Annotated in this window: 18 protein-coding genes; 3 read left to right on the top strand and 15 right to left on the bottom strand. The window is 66.2% G+C overall.

Annotated features, from left to right (window positions below; genetic code table 11):
* Positions 1 to 6: 6 nt before the first annotated feature.
* The 11 genes from EPD81_RS04115 to paaG all read right to left on the bottom strand — a co-directional run bounded on the left by EPD81_RS04115 (position 7) and on the right by paaG (position 12,397).
* Positions 7 to 762: an ABC transporter ATP-binding protein gene (locus tag EPD81_RS04115; protein ID WP_142804110.1), complete on the bottom strand. Its 756-nt coding sequence runs from the start codon at positions 760 to 762 to the stop codon at positions 7 to 9.
* Complete coding sequence (locus tag EPD81_RS04110; protein WP_142804109.1) at positions 759 to 2,597, bottom strand: ATP-binding cassette domain-containing protein; 1,839 nt, start codon at positions 2,595 to 2,597, stop codon at positions 759 to 761. Before EPD81_RS04110 ends, EPD81_RS04115 begins: the two co-directional genes overlap by 4 nt.
* Positions 2,594 to 3,634 carry a branched-chain amino acid ABC transporter permease gene (locus EPD81_RS04105; protein ID WP_142804108.1) on the bottom strand — a complete coding sequence of 347 codons (1,041 nt, stop codon included), beginning with the start codon at positions 3,632 to 3,634 and terminating at the stop codon, positions 2,594 to 2,596. The genes EPD81_RS04110 and EPD81_RS04105 overlap by 4 nt, the downstream gene beginning before the upstream one ends.
* A 94-nt stretch (positions 3,635 to 3,728) precedes the next feature.
* Positions 3,729 to 4,880 carry an ABC transporter substrate-binding protein gene (locus EPD81_RS04100; RefSeq protein ID WP_142804107.1) on the bottom strand — a complete coding sequence of 384 codons (1,152 nt, stop codon included), beginning with the start codon at positions 4,878 to 4,880 and terminating at the stop codon, positions 3,729 to 3,731.
* Positions 4,881 to 4,915: 35 nt separating this feature from the next.
* Complete coding sequence (locus tag EPD81_RS04095; RefSeq protein ID WP_142804106.1) at positions 4,916 to 6,061, bottom strand: ABC transporter substrate-binding protein; 1,146 nt, start codon at positions 6,059 to 6,061, stop codon at positions 4,916 to 4,918.
* A 103-nt stretch (positions 6,062 to 6,164) separates the two neighbouring features.
* Positions 6,165 to 7,382, bottom strand: coding sequence for a 3-oxoadipyl-CoA thiolase (pcaF, locus tag EPD81_RS04090; protein ID WP_142804105.1), 1,218 nt, complete (start codon positions 7,380 to 7,382; stop codon positions 6,165 to 6,167).
* A complete protein-coding gene (locus EPD81_RS04085; protein ID WP_142804104.1) occupies positions 7,379 to 8,083 on the bottom strand; it encodes a TetR/AcrR family transcriptional regulator in 705 nt (234 codons plus the stop codon). The genes pcaF and EPD81_RS04085 overlap by 4 nt, the downstream gene beginning before the upstream one ends.
* A gap of 69 nt (positions 8,084 to 8,152) precedes the next feature.
* The gene (gene paaK, locus EPD81_RS04080) at positions 8,153 to 9,475 is read right to left on the bottom strand and encodes a phenylacetate--CoA ligase PaaK (protein ID WP_142804103.1); all 1,323 of its coding nucleotides are present in this window, start codon (positions 9,473 to 9,475) and stop codon (positions 8,153 to 8,155) included.
* A gap of 51 nt (positions 9,476 to 9,526) precedes the next feature.
* On the bottom strand, positions 9,527 to 9,994 hold the full coding sequence (gene paaI, locus EPD81_RS04075; protein WP_142804102.1) for a hydroxyphenylacetyl-CoA thioesterase PaaI: 468 nt from the start codon (positions 9,992 to 9,994) through the stop codon (positions 9,527 to 9,529).
* Positions 9,991 to 11,565: a 3-hydroxyacyl-CoA dehydrogenase PaaH gene (gene paaH, locus EPD81_RS04070; RefSeq protein ID WP_142804101.1), complete on the bottom strand. Its 1,575-nt coding sequence runs from the start codon at positions 11,563 to 11,565 to the stop codon at positions 9,991 to 9,993. The genes paaI and paaH overlap by 4 nt, the downstream gene beginning before the upstream one ends.
* Before the next feature lie 13 nt (positions 11,566 to 11,578).
* Complete coding sequence (gene paaG / locus EPD81_RS04065; RefSeq protein ID WP_142804100.1) at positions 11,579 to 12,397, bottom strand: 2-(1,2-epoxy-1,2-dihydrophenyl)acetyl-CoA isomerase PaaG; 819 nt, start codon at positions 12,395 to 12,397, stop codon at positions 11,579 to 11,581.
* Between the two features lie 140 nt (positions 12,398 to 12,537).
* On the opposite strand from paaG, the gene paaN reads away from it, so the two are divergent.
* Genes paaN through EPD81_RS04050 form a run of 3 tightly spaced genes read left to right on the top strand, consistent with a single transcriptional unit; the run spans position 12,538 to position 15,845 of the window.
* Positions 12,538 to 14,211, top strand: a complete 1,674-nt coding sequence (gene paaN, locus EPD81_RS04060; RefSeq protein ID WP_142804099.1) for a phenylacetic acid degradation protein PaaN — start codon at positions 12,538 to 12,540, stop codon at positions 14,209 to 14,211.
* A 58-nt stretch (positions 14,212 to 14,269) separates the two neighbouring features.
* Positions 14,270 to 14,872 (top strand): phenylacetic acid degradation protein PaaY, encoded by a 603-nt coding sequence (gene paaY / locus EPD81_RS04055; protein ID WP_142804098.1) that lies wholly within the window; start codon positions 14,270 to 14,272, stop codon positions 14,870 to 14,872.
* A 13-nt stretch (positions 14,873 to 14,885) separates the two neighbouring features.
* Positions 14,886 to 15,845, top strand: coding sequence for a zinc metalloprotease HtpX (locus EPD81_RS04050; protein WP_142804097.1), 960 nt, complete (start codon positions 14,886 to 14,888; stop codon positions 15,843 to 15,845).
* Between the two features lie 19 nt (positions 15,846 to 15,864).
* Here the strand turns inward: EPD81_RS04050 and EPD81_RS04045 are convergent, their stop codons facing one another.
* Genes EPD81_RS04045 through EPD81_RS04030 form a run of 4 tightly spaced genes read right to left on the bottom strand, consistent with a single transcriptional unit; the run spans position 15,865 to position 20,595 of the window.
* On the bottom strand, positions 15,865 to 17,064 hold the full coding sequence (locus EPD81_RS04045) for an ABC transporter permease (RefSeq protein WP_142804096.1): 1,200 nt from the start codon (positions 17,062 to 17,064) through the stop codon (positions 15,865 to 15,867).
* Complete coding sequence (locus EPD81_RS04040) at positions 17,064 to 17,774, bottom strand: ABC transporter ATP-binding protein (protein ID WP_142804095.1); 711 nt, start codon at positions 17,772 to 17,774, stop codon at positions 17,064 to 17,066. The genes EPD81_RS04045 and EPD81_RS04040 overlap by 1 nt, the downstream gene beginning before the upstream one ends.
* Complete coding sequence (locus tag EPD81_RS04035; RefSeq protein WP_142804094.1) at positions 17,771 to 19,078, bottom strand: efflux RND transporter periplasmic adaptor subunit; 1,308 nt, start codon at positions 19,076 to 19,078, stop codon at positions 17,771 to 17,773. Before EPD81_RS04035 ends, EPD81_RS04040 begins: the two co-directional genes overlap by 4 nt.
* Positions 19,075 to 20,595 carry an efflux transporter outer membrane subunit gene (locus tag EPD81_RS04030; RefSeq protein ID WP_185955348.1) on the bottom strand — a complete coding sequence of 507 codons (1,521 nt, stop codon included), beginning with the start codon at positions 20,593 to 20,595 and terminating at the stop codon, positions 19,075 to 19,077. The genes EPD81_RS04035 and EPD81_RS04030 overlap by 4 nt, the downstream gene beginning before the upstream one ends.
* Positions 20,596 to 20,667 lie beyond the last annotated feature (72 nt).

Here is a 20,667-nt window from a genome sequence, read left to right as displayed (position 1 = left end):
TGGCGCTCAAGGCGCGAGTCGTTCCTGGTGTCGGCCCAATCCGAGATAGGCCTCGATCACGCGCGCATCGGTGGCGAGCTCATGGGCCGGCCCGTGCATGGTGATCTCGCCCATCTCGAGCACGTAACCGTAGTCGGCCACCTGCAGCGCGGCGCGGGCGTTCTGCTCCACCAGGAGAATGGAGACGCCACGTTCGCGCAAAGAGGCGATGATGCGGAAAATCTCGCGTACGATGAGCGGCGCCAATCCCAATGAAGGTTCGTCGAGCATGAGCAGCCGCGGCCTGCCCATCAGCGCGCGACCCAAAGCGAGCATCTGCCGCTCGCCGCCCGAAAGCGTACCGGCAACCTGGGTGCGCCGCTCTTCGAGGCGGGGAAAGAGGGCGTACACCTCCCGCAGCGTGTCGCGATAGTCCCGCTCGCCACGCCGGTAGCGCTGGAAGGCGCCGAGCACGAGGTTGTCCTCGACGCTCATCTCGCCGAAGAGCTCGCGCTTCTCCGGTACCAGCGCCATGCCGCGGGTCACGAGATATTCGACGTCCGGGTGTGGCTGCGGCTCACCGTCGAAGACGATCTCGCCGCGCGAGGGCAACAGCCCCATGATGGCGGAGAGCAGGGTCGTCTTGCCGGCTCCGTTGGGACCGATGACGGTGACGATCTGCCCGCCCCCCACCCGGATGCCGGCCTGGTGCAGCGCCTCGACCTTGCCGTAGGAAACGCACAGCCCGCGCACTTCGAGCAGCGGCTTGGTGTCGGCGCTCATTGCACTCCTCCCAGATAGGCTTCGAGCACGGCCGGATCCTGCTGCACTTCCTCCGGCAGCCCTTCGGCGATCTTCTGGCCGAATTCCATCACGACGACGCGATCGGCCAGACCCATGACGAAGTCCATGTCATGCTCCACCAGCAAAATGCCCATGCCTTCGGCACGCAGCCGGTCGAGCAGCTCGGCGAGCGCCTGCTTTTCCTTGTGGCGCAGACCGGCGGCGGGTTCGTCGAGCAGCAGCAGGCAGGGATCGGCGCATAGGGCGCGGGCGATCTCGACGATGCGCTGCTGGCCGAGCGCGAGCGCCCCGGCCTCGGTGAAACGATGCTCCCATAGCCCCACCCGTTCGATCTGGCGGGCCGCTTCGGCGAGTAGCCGTGCTTCCTCCTTGCGCTCCAGGTGCAGCATGGCGGAGAATACGCCGGCACGGCCGCGCAGGTGCGCCCCGAGGGCGACGTTCTCGAGCACGGAGCGGCTGGATAGTAGCCGGACGTGCTGGAAGGTGCGGCTCATGCCCATGCGCGCGATCTCGCGCGACGATTTGCCCGTGACGTCCTCGCCGAGAAAGAAGATCTTGCCCTCGGTGGGCGTATCCACGCCGGAGAGCTGGTTGAACAGGGTGCTCTTGCCCGCCCCGTTGGGGCCGATGAGGGCGAGGATTTCGCCGGCCTTGACGGTGAGGCTCATCTTGTCGTTCGCCACCAGGCCGCCGAAGCGTTTGGTGACTTCACGCGCCTCGAGGAGCACCGTGCCGCGCTGCGGTTTGGGGCGCTGCGGCAGCGGCTCCAGCGTCGGATCGAGCCGCGGCGGCTCGGCCGCCACCGGTACCCAGCGTACGAGGATGGGCCATAGCCCCTGGCGGGCGCGGTGCAGCACCAGCACCATCAGCAGGCCGAAGACGATCACCTCGAAGTTGCCGCTCTGCCCCAGCAGCTGCGGCAGCCAGTCCTGCAGCCATTGCTTGGCGAGCGTGATGACGAGCGCCCCCACGATCGCGCCCCAGACGTAGCCCGATCCGCCGATCACCGCCATGAAGAGGTACTCGATGCCGATGTTGATGCCAAAAGGGGAAGGGTTGACGAAGCGCTGCAGGTGCGCATACATCCAGCCGGCCACGCAGGCGAGCACCGCGGCCACGACGAAGATCACCATCTTCTGGCGCGAGGTGTCTACCCCCATCGCCTCGGCCATCACCAGGCCGCCGCGCAAGGCGCGGATCGCCCGCCCTTCGCGCGAGTCGAGCAGGTTGCTGATCATCCAGATCGCCGCGAGCAGCACGGCCCAGGCGAGGTAATAGAAGTGCGCCGGATCAAGCAATTCGAAGCCGAACAATGAGATCGGCGGCAGGCCGCCCATGCCGGTGTGCCCGCCGAGCCATTCGAGGTTGCCGAAGAGGAAGAAGAGGCTGATGCCCCAGGCGATGGTACCCAGCGGCAAGTAGTGCCCGGACAGGCGCAGAGTGATGGAACCGATCACCAGCGCCGCCACCAGGGTGAGCACGAGCCCGACGACGAGGCCGCCCCAGGGGGAACCCTGCGCCCAGGCGAGCCAGCCCGGCAACTCGTGAAACGTGGTGACCACGGCGGTGGCGTAAGCCCCCAGGCCGACGAAAGCCGCCTGTCCAAAGCTGGTGAGTCCGCCGATGCCGGTGAGTAGCACCAAGCCCAGCGCCACGAGGGAATACAGGGCGATGTAGTCGAGCAGGCTCACCTGGAAGGGGCGCAGCACGAAAGGCGCGAGGATGATCAGGGCGATGAAGGCCACGAGTACCCCGCGCCGGGGAATGCCGCGCCGGTTCGCGAGCGGCTCGACGGGGGAAAGCGCTTTCGTCATTCTTCCTCCTCCTCGACGTGGTGGGTGCGCAGGGAACGCCAGAAGAGCACGGGAATGATGAGCGTGAAGACGATCACCTCCTTGTAGGCGCTCGCCCAGAAGGAGCTGAACGATTCGAGCAGCCCGACGAGCAGCGCCCCGGCCGCCGCGGCCGGATAGGCCGCGAGCCCGCCGATGATGGCGGCCACGAACCCCTTGAGCCCGATGAGGAATCCCGTGTCGTAGTAGATGGTGGTGATGGGGCTGACGAGAATGCCGGAAATGGCGCCGATCGCCGCGGCGAGCATGAGCGTGAGCCGGCCGGCGAGATTGGGTGAAATTCCCATGAGGCGCGCCCCGTTGCGATTGACGGCGGTGGCGCGCAGCGCCTTGCCGTAGATCGTTCGACTGAAGAACTGCGCCAGCAGCGCGATGAGCACGACCGAGGCGCCCACGACCCAGACCGCCTGCCCCGGGATGCGCAAGGGGCCGACGAGGAAATTCTCGTCCCACAATGGCAGGGTACGATAGCCTTCGGCGCCGAACATCCACAATCCCAGACCGACGAGGGCCACGTGCACCGCCACCGACACGATGAGCAGCACCAGCACCGGCGCAGAAGCGATCGGCTGGAAGAAGACGCGGAACATCATCGGCCCGAGGGGCACCACCAGAGCCAAGGTAAAGGCGATGCGCGCCAGCTGTCCGGCACCGCGCCAGTCGACGAGCGCCGCGAGCGCCCACAGAACGAGCGGATAGACGAGATTCCAGCCGAGCACCTGCACACGATGGCCCCAGTCGTGACGTGCCACGAGCGAACGTGCCTCCATGACGCACACGGCCAGCCCTCCGGCCAGCACAAGCCACACGGTACCGGGAAAGCGCCCGTTCTCGAGCATGGCCAAAGTGAGCGCCGCAAAAGCGACGAACTCACCCTGGGGGATGAAGATGATGCGTGTGACGGTGAAGACCAGCACCAGCGCAAGCGCGAGCAATACATACACCGCACCATTGACGATGCCGTCTTGCGTCAAGATCAACGCGATCGAAAAATCCATGGACACGATCCTCGCTGCCCGCCGCCCTCGAGGGCGGCGGGTCGGATGGGTTTTCTATCCTCGGGTCGAGCGGCGATTCAGCCTGGCCGCCACCTCAGGGGATGTACTTCCATTGCCCGCTTTCGATGCGCAGCATCACGCGGGCACGGTGATCCAGCCCGAGGTGATCGGTCGGGCTCATGGTGTAGACGCCGTTGGCTGCTGGCACTTCTTTCAGATTCTCGATCGCGTCGCGCAGCGCGGCACGAAATTCGGGCGTTCCCGGCTTGGCCTTGGCGAGCGCCTCGGGTAGCGCTGCGGCGAGGAGCTTGCCGGCATCCCAGGCGTAAGAGCCGAACTGCGTCACCGAACCCTTGCCGTATTTGGCCTCGTAGAGCTGGAAGTACTCCACGCCGGCGGCCTTGGCGGGGTGACCGTCGGGCAGCTGCGGGGCTACGACCACGGGGCTGGACGGCAGAAAAGTTCCTTCACAGTCGCGCCCGCACACGCGCAGGAAGTCGGGGTTCACTACGCCGTGGGTCTGGTAGATCTTGCCGGGATAGCCACGCTCCTTGAGCGTTTTTTGCGGCAGGGCCGCCGGCGTACCGGAACCGGCGATGAGCACCGCGTCCGGTTTGGCGCCGACGATCTTGAGCACCTGGCCCGTCACCGAAGTGTCGGTGCGGTTGTAGCGCTCGTTGACCACCATTTGCAGCCCTTTGGCCGCAGCAGCCTCGCTGAAGCTCTGATACCAGCTCTCGCCATAGGCATCGGAAAATCCGATGAATCCCACCGTTTTCACGCCGTTGGCCACCATGTGCTCGACGATGGCCTCGGTCATCATCTTGTCGCTTTGCGGCGTCTTGAATACCCAGTACCGTTTTTCGTCGACAGGCGAGATGACCCGGTCGCCGGCGGCAAACGAGATCATCGGCACCTTGGCCTCGGCCACCACGTCGATCATCGCCAGCGCGTTCGGGGTGATGGACGAGCCCATCACCAGGTCGACCTGGTGCTCGGTGATGAACTTCCGGGTGTTGTTCACGGCGGTGGTGGTGTCGGAGGCGTCGTCGAGTACGATGTACTCGATTTTCTGGCCCGCCATCTCTTTCGGCAGCATCTCTACGGTATTTTTCTCCGGAATTCCGAGCGAGGCGGCAGGTCCCGTGGCCGAGACCGTGACCCCCACCTTCACCTGGGCCTGCGCCGCCATCGCCCAACCCAAGGCCAGCGCCAAGCCCAAAACGATGCGTTTTTTCGTCTTCATGTTGCACTCTCCTCCGTGTCGCTCCAATGAACCCTTCAACGAACGTATTTCCACGTCCCCTTGTCGATCTGCACCATCACGCGCGCACGCTGGTCGAGCCCGAGGTGATCGGTCGGACTCATGGTGAACACCCCCATCGCCGCGTGTACTTCTTTTACGTTCTCCAGGGCTTCGCGCAGGGCGACGCGGAATTCGGCCGTGCCGGGCTGGGCCTTGGCGAGCGCCTCGGGCAAAGCTGCGGCCAGAAGCTTACCCGCATCCCACACGTGGGCACCGAAAGTCGAAACCGAGCCTTTACCGAATTTCTCTTCATAGGCCCGAACGTATTCGATCGCCGAGGCTTTGGCCGGATGATCGTCCGGCAGTTGCGCCGCCACCAGTACCGGCCCCGCCGGAAGGAACGTTCCTTCGCAGTCGCGACCGCACACCCGCAGGAAATCGTTGTTGGCCACGCCGTGGGTCTGGTAGATCTTTCCGGCGTAGCCGCGCTCCTTGAGCGTCTTCTGCGGCAAGGCCGCCGGCGTGCCGGAGCCGGCGATGAGCACCGCGTCCGGTTTGGCGCCGACGATCTTGAGCACCTGGCCCGTCACCGAGGTGTCGGTGCGGTTGTAGCGTTCGTTGACCACGAGCGAGAGACCCGCCGCATCGAGCGCGGCCTTGAAGTTCTCGAACCAGCCTTCGCCATAGGCATCGGAAAAACCGATGAAGCCGACGGTCTTCACGCCGCTCGCCACCATGTGCTCGACGATGGCCTCTGCCATCATGCGATCGTTCTGCGCCGTCTTGAACACCCAGCGGCGCTTGTCATCGACCGGCGAGACGATCTTTTCGCTGGCGGCAAAGGCGATCATCGGCACCTTGGCCTCGGCCACCACGTCGACCATCGCCAGGGCATTGGGCGAGATGGTGGAGCCCATCACCACGTCGACCCGGTGCTCGGTAATGAACTTACGGGTGTTGTTCACGGCAAGGGTCGTATCGGACGCATCGTCGAGTACGATGTACTCGATCTTCTGTCCCGCGATCTCGCGCGGCAGAAGATCGACCGTGTTCTTCTCCGGAATGCCCAACGACGCGGCCGGCCCAGTGGCCGACACCGTCACACCCACTTTTACCTGTGCCTGGGCCAAAGTACAGCCGAGGGTCAGGGCCAGACCCATGATGAGGCTTTTCTTCTTCATCTCCGTCTCCTCCTTTTTGTGTGTCGTATGCTTCGCCCGCCACGGCGGGGTGAGGCAAAGAAGAAATTATCACAAATATAATCGATTTGACAATGTATAAATTTTATCGCATGCGTTCGATCACCATGGCGATGCCTTGACCGACGCCGATGCACATCGTCGCCAAGCCGTAGCGGCCGTCGCGCCGCTCGAGTTCGCGCGCGAGGGTGAGCACCAGGCGGGCACCGGAAGCTCCCAGGGGATGGCCCAGGGCGATGGCCCCGCCATTGGGATTGACGTGTTCCGCGTCGTCGGGCAACCCCAGCTGACGCAATACCGCCAGCGCCTGGGCAGCGAAGGCCTCGTTGAGTTCGATCGCGTCGATGCGCGCCAGGCTCAGTCCCGCGCGATCGAGCACCTTGCGCGTGGCCGGCGCCGGACCGATGCCCATGATGCGGGGTTCCACCCCCACGGTGGCCATGGAAAGAATGCGCGCCATCGGCCGCAGACCGTGGCGCGCCACCGCCTCTTCGCTTGCCACGAGCACGGCGACGGCGCCGTCGTTCACGCCCGAGGCATTGCCGGCGGTGACGGTGCCCTCGGGCTTGACCACGCCCTTGAGCTTGGCGAGCGCCTCCAGCGTGGTCTCGGGCCGGGGATGTTCGTCGCGCGCCACTGGCACTTTCTCGCCCTTCCTTCCCGCCGGAACCTCTACCGGCACGATCTCGCCGTCGAAGAAGCCACGCGCGGCGGCCTCGGCGTAGCGGCGCTGGCTGCGCAGGGCGAAGGCGTCCTGGTCGGCGCGGGCGATGCCGAACTGCTCGGCCACGTTCTCGGCGGTTTCGGGCATGGAGTCGATACCGTAGCGCGCCTGCATCTTCGGGTTGACGAAGCGCCAACCGATGGTGGTATCTTCGATCTTGGCGCTGCGCGAGAAGGCGCTCTCGGCCTTGCCCAGGACGAAGGGCGCGCGCGTCATGCTCTCGACTCCGCCGGCGATCATCAATTCGGCCTCTCCGCAGGCGATCGCCCGGGCGGCGGTGCCGATCGCGTCCATGCCCGAGCCGCACAGCCGGTTGATGGTCGAGCCGGGAATCGTCTGCGGCAGGCCGGCGAGCAACGCTGCCATGCGGGCGACGTTGCGGTTGTCCTCTCCGGCCTGGTTGGCACAGCCGAAGTAGACGTCGTCGACCGCCTCCCAATCGACCTGCGGCTGGCGTGCCATGAGCGTGGCGATCACGTGCGCGGCGAGATCGTCCGGGCGTACCTGGGCGAGGGCGCCGCCATAACGGCCGATGGGGGTGCGGATGCCATCACAGAGATAGACCGCGCGATTCTTCATCCTTTTTCTCCTTGTAGGGTCGGCACGACGGCCTCGTCCGGGTCTCGTATTGGTTTCGATTCAACGGCGAAGCGCTGCAGCAGGTCTTCGCGTCTGGCGATCGCATGCACGCCGGCCATGAACATCGTCGTCACGATCGGTGCCATGTCGCGGTAACTCAGGGGACCGTCGGGCCTCAGCCAGGTGAAGGTCCAGTTGATCATACCGAAGAGCACCATGGTCACCGGCTTGAGCAGCGCCGTGGCGGCGAGCTCCGGCTCCAGCGCCGCGATCACGCCCGCAAAGGCCCGTACCACCTGGCGCTGCTTCTCCAGCACCGGTTCGCGCAACGGCTCGGGCAGGTGCTTGACGTCCTGCACCAGCACGATGTGCCGGTACTGCGAATGTCGGTATTCTTCGAGGAAGCGGGCGATGAGGCGATCGAGCACCACGCCGGCTCCCGCGGGGCCGAGGGGCGGTTCGCGGCCGAGTTCCTCTTCGACGATGGCCACCAGGCGCTCGACGTAGGACAGGGCCACATCGAACAGGATGTGCTCCTTGTCCTGGTAATAATGGTAGAGGAGCGCCTTCGACACGCCGCAGGCTCGAGCCAGCGAGGCCATGGAAGCGGCGTGAAAGCCCGCTTCGGCAAAAAGCATCGCCGCCTTTTCCAGGATCTCGTTGCGCTGCTGCTCGAAGGATTCACCGCGTCTACGGGCCATTTCCGCCCCCCTTGCGTCGTCATGGATCGAGGCCGTAGCATACCGCGGCAGTCTCGATCCGGGTCGCGCTCATTCCTTCGGCCGCCGGTCGATCACGCGCCGCGCCTTGCCTACCGTCACACGTTCGATGGTATAGGGCTCGCCGACGATCACGTTGGCCGACACGCCGATGAAGGTCTTGATGAGGTGTGCGAGTTCCTTGGCGAGCGCCTGTTTCTGCTCCGGATGGCGCCCGACGCCTGCTTCGGGGTTGATCTCGACCTTGACGGTGAGCTTGTCGAGATAGCCCTCTTTGTCCACCTCGAGCACGTAGTGCGGCGCGAGCTTGGGGATGCGCAGGATCAATTCTTCGATCTGGGTAGGGAAGACATTGACGCCACGGATGATGAGCATGTCGTCGGTTCGACCCGTGATCTTGGCCATGCGGCGCATGGCGCGCGCCGTGGGGGGCAGCAGGCGCGTGAGGTCGCGCGTGCGATAGCGGATCATCGGCAGGCCCTCTTTGGTGAGCGTCGTGAACACGAGCTCGCCCTCGGCGCCGTCGGGCTGCACCTCGCCGGTGACCGGGTCGATGATCTCGGGATAGAAATGGTCTTCCCAGATGGTCGGCCCATCCTTGGTTTCGACGCATTCGCAGGCCACGCCCGGCCCCATCACTTCCGAGAGCCCGTAGATGTCCACGGCGTCGAGCCCACCACGTGCCTCCATCGCACGGCGCATCGCATCGGTCCAGGGCTCGGCGCCGAAGATGCCCACTTTCAGCGAGCAGGTGCGCGGGTCGATGCCCAGGCGTTCCATCTCGTCGAACACCGTCATCATGTACGAGGGCGTGACCATGATGATGTCGGGCTTGAGATCCATGATCATCTGGATCTGTTTTTCCGTCTGCCCGCCGGACATGGGGATGACGGTGCAGCCGAGGCGCTCGGCACCGTAGTGCGCCCCCAGCCCGCCGGTGAAGAGTCCGTAGCCGTAGGCCACGTGGACGATGTCACCGGGGCGGCCGCCGGCGGCACGGATCGAGCGGGCGACGACGTCGGCCCAGGTGTCGATGTCCTTCTTGGTGTAACCCACCACCGTGGGTTTGCCGGTGGTGCCGCTGGAGGCGTGGATGCGCACGATTTGCTCGCGCGGCACGGCGAACATGCCATACGGGTAATTGTCACGCAGGTCGTATTTCGTGGTGAAAGGGAATTTCGCCAGATCTTCCAGCGATTTCAGATCGTCGGGATGTACCCCGTGTTCGTCGAAGCGCTTGCGGTAGTGCGGTACGTTCTCGTAGGCGTGGCGTACGCTCCACTTGAGTCGTTCGAGTTGGAGCGCGCGCAGCTCGTCGAGGCTGGCAGTTTCGATCGGCTCCAGATCGCCGGGGGCGGGTTTCTTCACGGGCATGGTCGTCTCCTCCTTTCCCTTTTCCTCTTCGTTCGTTTTGGGGCAACCGCGTCAGTCGAGCTCGACCACCGCCCGCCCCTTCAAGCGGTAAGACTTGCCGCGCATCACGGCCACCAGTTCGCCGCGCTGGTTGGTGATGCTGACGTCGTAGACACCGGTGCGTCCGGCCAGCGCGACCTCGCGCCCCTCGGCGACGAGCACGTCGCCTTCGCGCACCGGGGCGAGAAACTCGGTGGCCAGACCGGAGGCGACCGTCATCTCGTTGTAACTGTTGCAGGAATACGCAAAGGCGGTATCGGCCAGCGTGGTGACGATGCCGCCGTGGCAGATGGCGAAACCGTTCAGCATGTCACGGCGTACGACCATCTCCATCTTGGCGTAACCCGGCGCGATCCCCAGCAGCCGGATGCCGAGATGCTGCGCACACTGGTCGTGTTCGTACATGCCGGCGCCGACGGCCTCGGCCACTTGCTGCGGGTCGAGCCCGGCGGTGAGATCCCGATACGAAGCTTCCGTCACTTCCCTTCTCCTTCGTCGCCGCCAACGAGCGGCCGTCCGTTCCAGAGGTGCCGCCGCAAGAGCGGCGAGACGCGGTAGCGATCTTCGCCGTAGTGCTCGGCGAGCCGATCGAGCAGGCCGACGATGCGCGCCACGCCCATCGCCTCCGCCCAGGCGAGCGGCCCGAGCGGATAGTTCGTGCCGTAACGCATGGCGGTGTCGATGTCGTGCGGCGTGCCGATGCCGGCGAGCACGGCGTCGGCCGCCTCGTTGGCGAGCATGGCCACGGTGCGCGCGAGGATGAGCCCGGCGACGTCGTCGAGCGGGGTCACGGTGATTCCCGCCCGCTGCAGCAGCCCGAGCGCGCACGCCCGGGAATCTTGCGAGCAGCCATCGGACAGCGCCAGCGCCGCGCGCGGCGTCTGTGCCCAATCGCGTGCCCAGTCGAGCACGACGACGTCGGCGTGGCCGTACTCGTGCGCCAGACGCGTGGCCGTGCGCCCGTCGGTGGGCACGATCCAAACGTTGGCGGCCTCGATCCGTACCGGTCCGGCATCGGCCGGCCGGCACTGCACCGCCACGCCAGCGGCAGCGAGCCGTTCGAGCAGCGCGGCGAAGGGGCCGAACTCGCCCACGGCGGCGACGGCGGAAGGCGCCCGATCGAGGAACGGCTCGACCTCGGCCGCGGCGGGGCGCTGAGCCCCGGCGGCGTAGTCGTAGAACCCCCGTCCGCTCTTGCGACCGAGCCGTCCGGCCCAGACCAGCTCCTGCTGGATGAGGCTGGGCTGGAAGCGCTTGTCGTAGAAATAGGCCGACCACACGGACGAGGTGACGGCGAAGTTGACGTCGTGCCCGATGAGGTCCATCAGCTCGAAGGGCCCCATGGGAAAGCCCCCGGCCTCGCGCACGATCGCATCCAGCGTGGCGCAATCGGCCGCCCCTTCGGCGAGCACGCGCAGGGCCTCGGCATAGAAGGGTCGAGCCACGCGATTGACGATGAACCCCGGCGTGGAGCGCGCCATCACGGGGATCTTGCCCCAGCGCGCGGCGGTATCCCTGATGGTTTGGGCCACTTCCGGCGCCGTGGCCAGGCCGCTCACCACTTCCACCAGTTTCATGCGCGTGGGCGGATTGAAGAAATGCATGCCGACCACTCGCTCGGGGCGCGCGAGCGGGGCGGCGATGGCGGTGATCGACAGCGAAGACGTGTTGGTGGCGAGGATCGCTTCGGGCGGCAGCAGGGGTTCGAGCGCAGCGAAGAGCGCCCGTTTCACCTGCAGGTCCTCGACGATCGCCTCGATCACCAGCCGCACCTGCGAGGCGACGCCCTCGGGTTCGGCCACCGCCTGGATGCGCTCGCGGATCGCGTCCGCCTGCGCGGCGCTCATCCGCCCCTTGCGTACCCCGCTCTCGAGCTCTTCGGCGATCGCCGCGAGCGCCCGCCGGCGAGCCTCCTCGCTCACATCGGCGAGAAACACCCGATGGCCGGCACTCGCCGCCACCAAGGCGATCCCGCGCCCCATCGCCCCGGCGCCGACCACCAGCACGGCCGCCTCGGGCGAGAGGGAGGCGCTCCCTTCGCGTTCTTGCATCGTCTCCTCCCTCTCAGCGTCCGCGGAAGCGAGGTTGGCGTTTCTCGAGGAACGCCTGCACCCCTTCCCGATAATCCTCGCTGCGCCCGCAGGCCGACATCAGGTCGCGCTCGAGATCGAGCTGCGCGGCCAGATCGTTCGTGCCGCTGACGAGCAGTGCTTTCTTCGTCATGGCGTAGCCGAAGGTGGGGCCTTGTGCCAGGCGCTCGGCCACTTCCCGCACCGTGGGCAGCAGCGCCTCGTCCTCGACGCATTTCCAGATGAGCCCCCAGCGCTCGGCATCTTCGGCGGAGAGTTTCTCGCCGAGCAGCGACAGCCCCATGGCGCGGGCGAGCCCCACCAGACGCGGCAGCACCCAGGTGCCGCCGGTATCGGGGATGAGCCCCAGCTTGGCGAAGGATTCGATGAAGGAGGCCGAGCGCGCGGCGAAGACGAGGTCGCAGGCCAGGGCCAGGTTGGCCCCGGCACCGGCGGCCACGCCATTCACCGCCGCGATCACCGGCAGCTCGAGCCGGCGCAGGCGCAGCACGAGCGGCTTGTAGTTCTTCTCGATCGACTCGCCCAGATCCGGCGCCTGGGCGCCGGGCGCCACCGCCCGGTCGGACAGGTCCTGCCCGGCGCAGAAGCCCCGTCCGGCACCAGTGATCACCAAAACCCGGATCGCCCCTTCGGCGCGCCCCGCCTCGACGCGATCGAGCGCGGCGCGCAGCTCCTCGTGCATGCGGGTGGTGAAGCTATTGAGGCGCTCGGGCCGGTTGAGCGTGAGCCAGGCCACCGCCTCACGCACTTCCAGCAGGATCGTCGGCCCTTCGGCCCCTGCGGTCTCCGCCATGTCGTCTCCTCCCCATCAATTTTTTTGACCGACCGTTCGATCAATAATATACTTGATCCAGGTCAAAGGATCAAGCCGTTTTTCAAAAATGGCGAATCGTTTTACCTTAACATAACCCGAATCACCGAAGGAGGCACTCCATGACCCATCCGCTCTTCGAAAAACACCAAGCTCTGCTCGACCAGGCGCTCGAGGCGATCGCCCGACGCGGCTACTGGACGCCCTTCCCCGAGATGCCGAGCCCCAAAATTTACGGAGAGACGGCGCTCGAAGACGGCAAGGCTGCCGTACTCGGCCTTCAGGGCCAGCGGTTTGCCCTGGAAGGTCAGCCGGGCACCGGCGAGTGGATCGCCCCGGAGCGATCGCCCTATGGAGTGGAGCTGAACGTCTCCTATCCGGTGAGCGAGCCCGAGTCGCTGGTGGCCGCCGCACGCAAGGCCCAGGAAGGGTGGCAGAAACTCGGCCCCAAAGGGCGGGTGGGGCTCCTGCTCGAAGCCCTCGTGCGCCTGAACCGGCGCAGTTTCGAACTGGCGCACGCCGTGATGTACACCACCGGCCAAGGTTGGATGATGGCCTTCCAGGCCGGCGGCCCTCACGCCCAAGATCGGGGTCTGGAGGCGGTAGCTTATGCCTGGGACGAGATGCGCCGTATCCCCGAATCCGCCCTGTGGGAAAAGCCCCAGGGCAAGAACCCGCCGATCCGGATGGAGAAACGCTACGAGATCGTCGGGCGCGGCCCGGCGGTGGTGATCGGCTGCGGCACCTTCCCCACCTGGAACACCTATCCGGGCCTGTTCGCGGCGCTCGCCACCGGCAACCCCGTCATCGTCAAACCGCACAGCAACGCAATCCTGCCGGCTGCGCTCACCGTGCGCGTGCTGCGCGAGCTGCTCGCCGAACAGGGACTCGACCCGAACGTGGTGCAGTTGGCCGTCTTCGCCCGACGGGAGCACACGCAACGGCTCGTCACCCACCCGGAAGTGAAATCCATCGATTTCACCGGCGGCTGTGCCTTCGGCAACTGGCTGCTCGAGCACTGCCGCCAGGCCCAGGTGTATGCGGAGCTGGCCGGCGTCAATACGGTGGTGATCGAATCGACCGACGACTACCAAGGCATGCTGCGCAACCTCGCCTTCACTCTCTCGCTCTACTCGGGGCAGATGTGCACCACGACGCAGGCGATCCTGGTGCCGGCAGGCGGCATCGACACCAATGAAGGGCACAAATCCTATGAGGACGTCGGCCGCGATCTCGCCCGGGCGATCGAGGCGCTGCTCGCCGACGTCAAGGTGGCCACGGCCGTGTTGGGGGCCATCCAGTCCGAGGAGACGCTGCGGCGCATCGACGAGGCCGCCTCCGGCGCCTTCGGCCGCGTCCTGCTGGCTCCGCGGCGCATCGAGCATCCCGAATTCCCACGGGCGCAGGTACGCACGCCGGTGCTCGTCGCCTGTGAGGCCAAGGACGAAACCGCCTACATGGAAGAGCGTTTCGGGCCCATCGCCTTCGTGGTGGCGGTGCCCGACGCGGCCCAGGCGGCCTCGCTCGCCGAGCGCATCGTGCGCGAGCATGGTGCCCTCACGCTGGGCGTGTATTCGACCAAAGCCGAATACCAGCAGACGATGGTCGAAGTGAGCTGGCGCGCCGGCGTGGCCTTGTCGCTGAATCTCACCGACGGGGTCTACGTCAACCAGTCGGCCGCCTTCTCCGACTACCACGGCACCGGCATGAATCCGGCAGCCAACGCGAGCTATGCCGATGCCGCCTTCGTCGCCAACCGCTTCCGCGTGATCCAGCGCCGCTGGCACGTGTCCTGATTTTTTTCATACCGCGGCGCCGGACCGGAGAACGTCCGGCGCCGTGCGGAGAACCAACATGCCCTGCTACGAAATCGACGACCTCAAGCCCGTCGTCCATCCCGATGCCTACGTCCATCCCGACGCCGTGCTGATCGGCGACGTGCACATCGGACCCGGCGTGTATGTAGCGCCGCTCGCGAGCCTGCGCGGCGACTTCGGCCGGCTCATCGTGCATGCCGGCGCCAACATCCAGGATTGCTGCGTCATGCACGGTTTTCCCGGCATCGACACCGTGGTCGAGGAAGACGGCCACATCGGCCACGGGGCGATCCTGCACGGCTGCCGCATCCGGCGCAACGCGCTCGTGGGCATGAACGCGGTGATCATGGACGAAGCAGAGGTGGGGGAGTCGGCCATCGTCGCCGCGGCTGCCTTCGTCAAGGCCGGCATGGTGATCCCGGCGCGCAGTCTGGCGGTGGGCGCTCCAGCCAAAGTCGTGCGCGAACTGAGTGAAGAAGAGCTAAACTGGAAAATCAGCGGCACGCAGACCTATCAGGAACTCACGCGCCGCAGCCGCGCCACCCTGCGCCCCTGCACGCCGCTGCCCGAAGCCGAACCCGGTCGCAAACGCTTCGAGAAGGAAGGAGTGGTACCCTTGGTGGCGCTGCGCAACAAATGACCCCAGGAGCCTCATGGCGCAACGCATCGATCCCCACCTCTGGCAACGCCACGCCTGGATGAACCGCCTGCAGACGGCGGTGTTGGTGGTCGTGCTCGCCACGCTGCTCGCCACCGTCGGCTGGCTGCTGTGGGGCAATGACGGCATCCTCTACATGCTCGTCTTCTGCGCGGTGTCCCTCCTGCTGCAACCGCTCGCCGGCCCCGAGCTGGTGTTGCGCCTCTATCGCGCCCAACCCATCGCCCCGGGCGAAGCGCCCGAGCTCCATGCCCTGGTGGAGCGGCTCGCCACACGCGCCGGCCTGCCGCGCGTGCCGCAGCTCTACTTCGTCGACACACCCATCGTCAACGCCTTCAGCGTAGGCAGCCGCAACGATGCCGCCATCGCCCTCACCTCGGGGTTGCTCGCGCGGCTCGATCTGCGTCAGATCACGGGAGTGCTCGCGCACGAGGTGGCGCACATCGCCAATGATGACGTAAAGGTCATGAGTCTGGCCGATTCCCTCACGCGCATGACGAGCATACTCTCGCTCACGGGGCAGATCCTGCTGCTGGTCAACCTACCCTTGCTGCTCGTGGGTGCGGCCGTGGTGAATTGGCTGGCGGTGGCGCTGCTCATCTTCGCGCCGCAGATCGCCATGCTCGTGCAACTGGGCTTGTCGCGGGTGCGCGAATACGACGCAGACCTGGCGGCCGTCGCCCTCACCAACGACCCCGAAGGGCTCGCCTCGGCGCTCCTGGCCATCGAACGCGTCCATCGTGGCTGGCGCACCTGGCTCTTCCCCGGCTGGGGCTCTCCCGAACCCTCGTGGCTGCGCACCCATCCGGCCACGGAAGAGCGCGTGCGCCGGCTGCTCGAACTCGCACGACACGAGCCCCCCGAGCAGGATCACGACGACACACCGCCTTTCATTGCTTCATCCGCCTCCGGCCGCACCCCACGCTATCGCCCCGGTAGTGGGCTGTGGTATTGAATCGGTTGGCATGAGGCACTCACTCGTGCCGCAGCGCCTCGATCGGATCGAGCCGTGCGGCGCGGCGCGCCGGAAAGAAACCGAAGACGATGCCGATCGCCCCCGAGAAGAGTGCCGCGATCACCACGATGCCGTAATCGGGCGAGAAGGGGAAAGCCAGCTTTTGCGCGGCGACGAAAGAAAACGTCAACGCCAGAATGATGCCGATGGTACCGCCCAGAAAGGAGAGCACCACCGCTTCCACCAGGAACTGCAGCATCACGTCGGCGGCGCGCGCGCCGATCGCCAGGCGAATGCCGATCTCGCGCGTGCGCTCGGTCACCGACACCAGCATGATGTTCATGATGCCGATGCCGCCCACCAACAGGCTGATGCCGGCCACCGCGCCCAGCAGGGTGGTGAGCATGCGCGTGGTGCTAGTGAGCGTGCGCTCGATCTCCTTGGAATCGACCAGGCGGAAGTTGTCCTCCATGTTGGCCGACAGATGCCGGCGTTCGCGCAGCACGAGCCGGATGTCCTGGAGCACGCGCTCGTTGTCGACGCCGTCGGCGAGCGAGAGCTGGATCGAGTCGACATCGGTGGTCCCGGAGATGCGGCGCTGGAAAGTACGCAGAGGGATGATGGCGATGTCGTCCTGGTCGTTGCCCATGGCGCTCTGTCCCTTGGCATCGAGCAGGCCGATGATCTCGCAGGAGAATTTGTCCACTCGCATGCGCTGGCCGATGGGATCGTCCGCGCCGAAGAGCTCACGCGCCACCGTCTGGCCGATGATGCACACCGCCACGCCGGCGCGCAACTCGCTCGGCAGAAAGCCTCGACCGCGAACGATTTCCCAGCGCCGGGCCTCGAGGTACCCCTCGCCCGCACCAACCACGGTGGTGCTCCAGCTCTGGTTGCCGGCCACCACGGTGAGGGTGCGCAGCGATACGGGCGTCGACCAAACGACGCCCGGCACCTCACGCGCGAGCGCCTGCGCATCCTCGACTTTGAAAGGGGTGATGCTCTGCCCGGGGCCGAAGCCTCGAGCGGGGCGCAGGAAGACGATGTTGCTGCCCAGCGAGGAGATCTGGTCCGAGACCGCCTGAGTGGCGCCCCGTCCGAGCGTGACCATGGCGATCACCGCCCCCACGCCGATGACGATGCCCAGCACGGTGAGGAAGGAGCGCAGGGCGTTCCTGCCCAACGACCGGATCGCTTCGCGCAGCGCGTTGCCCAGCATCAGGAAGACTCCTCGATGCGCTCGATGTGCCCGTCGCGGAAGTGCACCACACGCCGGGCGTAGGCGGCGATGTCCGGTTCGTGCGTCACCATGACGATGGTGAGATGCCGTTCGCGATTGAATCGGGTGAGAAGCGCCATGATCTCGTGGCTACGGGCGGAATCGAGATTGCCGGTGGGCTCGTCGGCGAGCAGGACCTTGGGTTGGGAGACGATGGCGCGGGCGATGGCCACCCGCTGCTGTTGCCCGCCGGAGAGTTCGCTCGGCACGTGATGCTCTCGACCAGAAAGGCCCACCTGGGCGAGCGACTCACGCGCGCGCAGGCGCCGTTCGTGGGTCGGCACCCCTTGATAGACGAGCGGCAGCTCGACGTTTTCCTGAGCCGTGACGCGCGGCAACAAGTGAAAGCCCTGGAAGACGAAACCCAGGGTGTAGCGGCGCAGCAAGGCACGGCCGTCACCATCGAGCTCGGTGACTTCGAGATCTCCGAGCCGGTAGCTGCCGCGGGTGGGCGTGTCGAGGCAACCGAGGATGTTCATCGTGGTCGACTTGCCCGAGCCGCTCGGTCCCATGAGGGCGACGAACTCGCCCGGCCACACGTCGAGATCGATGCCGCCCAGCGCCACGACGCGCGCATCGCCCTGGCCATAGACGCGCTCGACGCCGCGCAGCTGGATGAGCGGGGTGCCCTGTCGCCCTGGTTCGGTCATGACTTGGGGCGCTCCACGGCGGTGATGACCGGCGTGCCTGGTTCGAGCCGGCCCGAGAGCACTTCCAGTACCTGGGTACGCCGGCCATCCGAGGGCCCCAGGCGCACCTGTACCGGCATCGGCGTGCCGCGTTCATCCAGCACCCAGATCGTGGCTTCGTCCCGCTTTCTGGCTGCAGGAAGGGGGCGAGACGTCCCCGAAGCGCGCATCGGCGGTCGGAAAAATGTCCCAATGCCGGGACTTTGCGCTGCCGCGGCCTTGTCCGGCTCCGGTGGGCGATAGCGCAAGGCCGCATTGGCGATCGTCAGGACGTCCTCGAGGTGCTGGCTGAGGATTTCGGCCGTGGCCGTCATGCCGGGGCGCAGTTTGAGATCGGGATTGGCCACGGTGATCTCGGTCTTGTAAGTCACCACGCCGTTGATGAGTTCCGAGCCGTAGCGCACGCGTTTCACGCGTCCGCTGAATGGCTGATCGGGGTAGGAGTCGACGGTGAATGTCACGCTCTGCCCTTCGGCCACCTTACTGACGTCGGCCTCGTCGACGTCGGCCAACAATTCCATTTGGGTCAAATCTTCCGCGAGCGTGAAGAGTACGGGCGTTTGTAGCGAAGCGGCGATGGTCTGCCCCGGATCGATGCTGCGGGTCAAGACCACACCGCTGATGGGGCTTCGAATCACGGATTTGTCGAGATCGGTGCGAATCGAGGCGAGCTGCGCTTCGTTGGCCTTGATCTGTGCCTGCGCTTGGCGCAACTCGGCCTCGGCACGGGCGACGGCAGCCGCGGCGGCGTCGAGATCTTGCGGGGCCACGGCCTGACCCCGGCTGAGCTTGTCGGCTTGCTCCAGGCGTTGCCGCTTGGCGCGCGCCTCCGATAACGTAGCCTCGAGTTGCGGGATCCTGGCGTGCGCCATGGCGAGGTTCGCTTCGGCCTGCAGGCGCTGTGCTTCGAGCTTGCGCGTGTCGAGTCGGGCCAGAACCTGGCCGACCATCACCGGATCGTTGAAATCGACATAGACTTCACGGATCGTGCCGGAGATCTCGGCCCCGACATCGACCTCGTTGGTGGGGCTGAGGTTACCCGTGGCGGTGACGGTAATCGACAGCGATCCGCGTTGGGCCGTATCGGTGAGATAACGCACTGCAGATTTCCCCTCACCCCGGCCAAAGAGGAAAAAAACCGTGAGCACGATCGCGAGTCCCAGCGCCAGGCCAAGGAGAAGTCGCCTCCTGCGTCGGCGCAGCCGCGTGAGTTCGGCGCGCAGATGTGAGGTATCGAGCAGAGGATTTGCAGAAGATTCGGTCATCGGGAGCCATCCTCCAGAGGCGTTTCGGCCGGCCAGCCGCCACCGAGCGCTTTGTAGAGCCGCACACGGTCGGTGGCATTCTGGCCTTGCTGCAAGACATAGGCGTCGGTGGCGGAGAGCCAGCTGCGTTGTGTATCGATGAGCACCGTGTAATCGACCAGCCCCGAGCGGTACTGGGCGAGCGCCAGCACCACGCTCGCGCGCGCACTGTCGGCCGCCTGACGCAGATCATTCAACCTCTGATCGTTTTCGCGTACCGTGAGCAGTGCATTCTCCACGTCACCCAGGGCCACGAGCACGCTCTTGCGGTAGGCGGCAAAACTCTGCACGAGCCGCGCTTCGCTCGCCTCCAGCTGTGCCGAGAGGCGACCCCCATCGAATAGCGTGGCCAAGGGCGCGAACGCGAGACTCCATGCCCGGGCACTGGCCTGCCAGAGATCACCCGCCGAGAGGGCCGTAAGCCCCAGGCTGCCGCTCAGGGGAAAGCTCGGGTAGCGCGCCGCGTCGGCGACGTCGCGTTGCGCGGCTGCCGCTGCCAGTTGCGCCTCGCTGCGGCGCACGTCGGGGCGGCGGCGTAGTACGTCGGCAGGAATGCCGGCTGCGGGAAGCGAAGGCAGAGATGCCACCCAAGGGCCGAGATAGACGAGTTCCGGCGGTTCGGCTCCTTCGGCAGCGATGGCGGGCCTTGCAGGCGCACGCTCCGAGAGTCGCTCGTGCCAATACCCCGGGGACTCCCCGGCAAGCAGCGCGAGTGCATTCAGCGCATTCTCCCGACCCTGGGCGAGCGCGGCCTGCTGGGCCCGGGTCTGAGCGAGCAAGGTCTGCGCCTGGTACACGTCGAGCTCACTCACGAGGCCCGCGCTAGACCTGGCTTGGGCAAGGGCGAGACTGCGTTCGAGCACCATGAGCTGCGCTTCGAGCAGCGTCTCGCGGGCTTGGGCCGTTCGCGCATCGAACCAGGATTGCGCTGCCTCTGCCGTGGCGCTCACCAAAACGTCGGCCAGATCATAGGAGGCCGCTACCTGCTGTGCCTCGGCCGCCCGCAGCGCCGCTCGCCGGCCTCCGAACACGTCCAGCTCCCATTGCGCGTCGAATCCGACATGAAATTGCTCGCTCACCCTACCCGCCCCCATCTCGGCACTCGAGCGGTTGCGCACGGCGCTGCCGCCGCCGGTCACGGTAGGCCCGAGGTCGGCCGACGCCGCCCGACGCAACGCCCTTGCTTCGGCCAGACGAGCCAATGCGGCATCTACGTCGAGGTTGTCACGGCGCACCTTGGCGACGATCTCTTCGAGCGTCGGATCGGAGAAATGACGCCACCATTGCGTGAGCTCGGCCGCGTCCGCCCCGACCGGGGCCTGCCGGAATGCCTGCGGCGGGACCGGTGCCTGTGGCGGCAGCGTAACGCCGGCACAGGCGGCACACAGAACGAGCGTCAGCAACGCCGTGGAACGAGCGTAAAATCGAAAAAACAGGGTCGGCTCCATCAACAGGGTCGAGCGAGTCAGCCGTCGCACACGAGTCGGAAATCGCACTGCGATTGTACGCGTGCTGCTCTCATTGCGGACACATGATACGATTCGTTGAAC

Origin of the sequence: Tepidiphilus sp. J10, assembly GCF_006980785.1 — a bacterium.
Taxonomy (GTDB): Bacteria; Pseudomonadota; Gammaproteobacteria; order Burkholderiales; family Rhodocyclaceae; genus Tepidiphilus; species Tepidiphilus olei.
Note: the sequence above shows the minus strand (reverse complement) of the source record. Positions and strands in the feature narration are given on the sequence as shown.

What these genes read in the sequence shown, in the direction of transcription:
- paaN (WP_142804099.1), top strand. Translation starts at nt 12,538, where the DNA reads ATGACCCATCCGCTCTTCGAAAAACACCAAGCTCTGCTCGACCAGGCG.
- paaK (WP_142804103.1), bottom strand. Translation starts at nt 9,475, where the DNA reads ATGCCCGTGAAGAAACCCGCCCCCGGCGATCTGGAGCCGATCGAAACT.
- EPD81_RS04035 (WP_142804094.1), bottom strand. Translation starts at nt 19,078, where the DNA reads ATGACCGAATCTTCTGCAAATCCTCTGCTCGATACCTCACATCTGCGC.
- EPD81_RS04045 (WP_142804096.1), bottom strand. Translation starts at nt 17,064, where the DNA reads ATGCTGGGCAACGCGCTGCGCGAAGCGATCCGGTCGTTGGGCAGGAAC.
- paaG (WP_142804100.1), bottom strand. Translation starts at nt 12,397, where the DNA reads ATGGCGGAGACCGCAGGGGCCGAAGGGCCGACGATCCTGCTGGAAGTG.
- EPD81_RS04050 (WP_142804097.1), top strand. Translation starts at nt 14,886, where the DNA reads ATGGCGCAACGCATCGATCCCCACCTCTGGCAACGCCACGCCTGGATG.
- EPD81_RS04115 (WP_142804110.1), bottom strand. Translation starts at nt 762, where the DNA reads ATGAGCGCCGACACCAAGCCGCTGCTCGAAGTGCGCGGGCTGTGCGTT.
- EPD81_RS04100 (WP_142804107.1), bottom strand. Translation starts at nt 4,880, where the DNA reads ATGAAGACGAAAAAACGCATCGTTTTGGGCTTGGCGCTGGCCTTGGGT.
- EPD81_RS04085 (WP_142804104.1), bottom strand. Translation starts at nt 8,083, where the DNA reads ATGGCCCGTAGACGCGGTGAATCCTTCGAGCAGCAGCGCAACGAGATC.
- EPD81_RS04095 (WP_142804106.1), bottom strand. Translation starts at nt 6,061, where the DNA reads ATGAAGAAGAAAAGCCTCATCATGGGTCTGGCCCTGACCCTCGGCTGT.
- paaY (WP_142804098.1), top strand. Translation starts at nt 14,270, where the DNA reads ATGCCCTGCTACGAAATCGACGACCTCAAGCCCGTCGTCCATCCCGAT.
- EPD81_RS04110 (WP_142804109.1), bottom strand. Translation starts at nt 2,597, where the DNA reads ATGACGAAAGCGCTTTCCCCCGTCGAGCCGCTCGCGAACCGGCGCGGC.
- pcaF (WP_142804105.1), bottom strand. Translation starts at nt 7,382, where the DNA reads ATGAAGAATCGCGCGGTCTATCTCTGTGATGGCATCCGCACCCCCATC.
- EPD81_RS04040 (WP_142804095.1), bottom strand. Translation starts at nt 17,774, where the DNA reads ATGACCGAACCAGGGCGACAGGGCACCCCGCTCATCCAGCTGCGCGGC.
- EPD81_RS04105 (WP_142804108.1), bottom strand. Translation starts at nt 3,634, where the DNA reads ATGGATTTTTCGATCGCGTTGATCTTGACGCAAGACGGCATCGTCAAT.
- paaH (WP_142804101.1), bottom strand. Translation starts at nt 11,565, where the DNA reads ATGCAAGAACGCGAAGGGAGCGCCTCCCTCTCGCCCGAGGCGGCCGTG.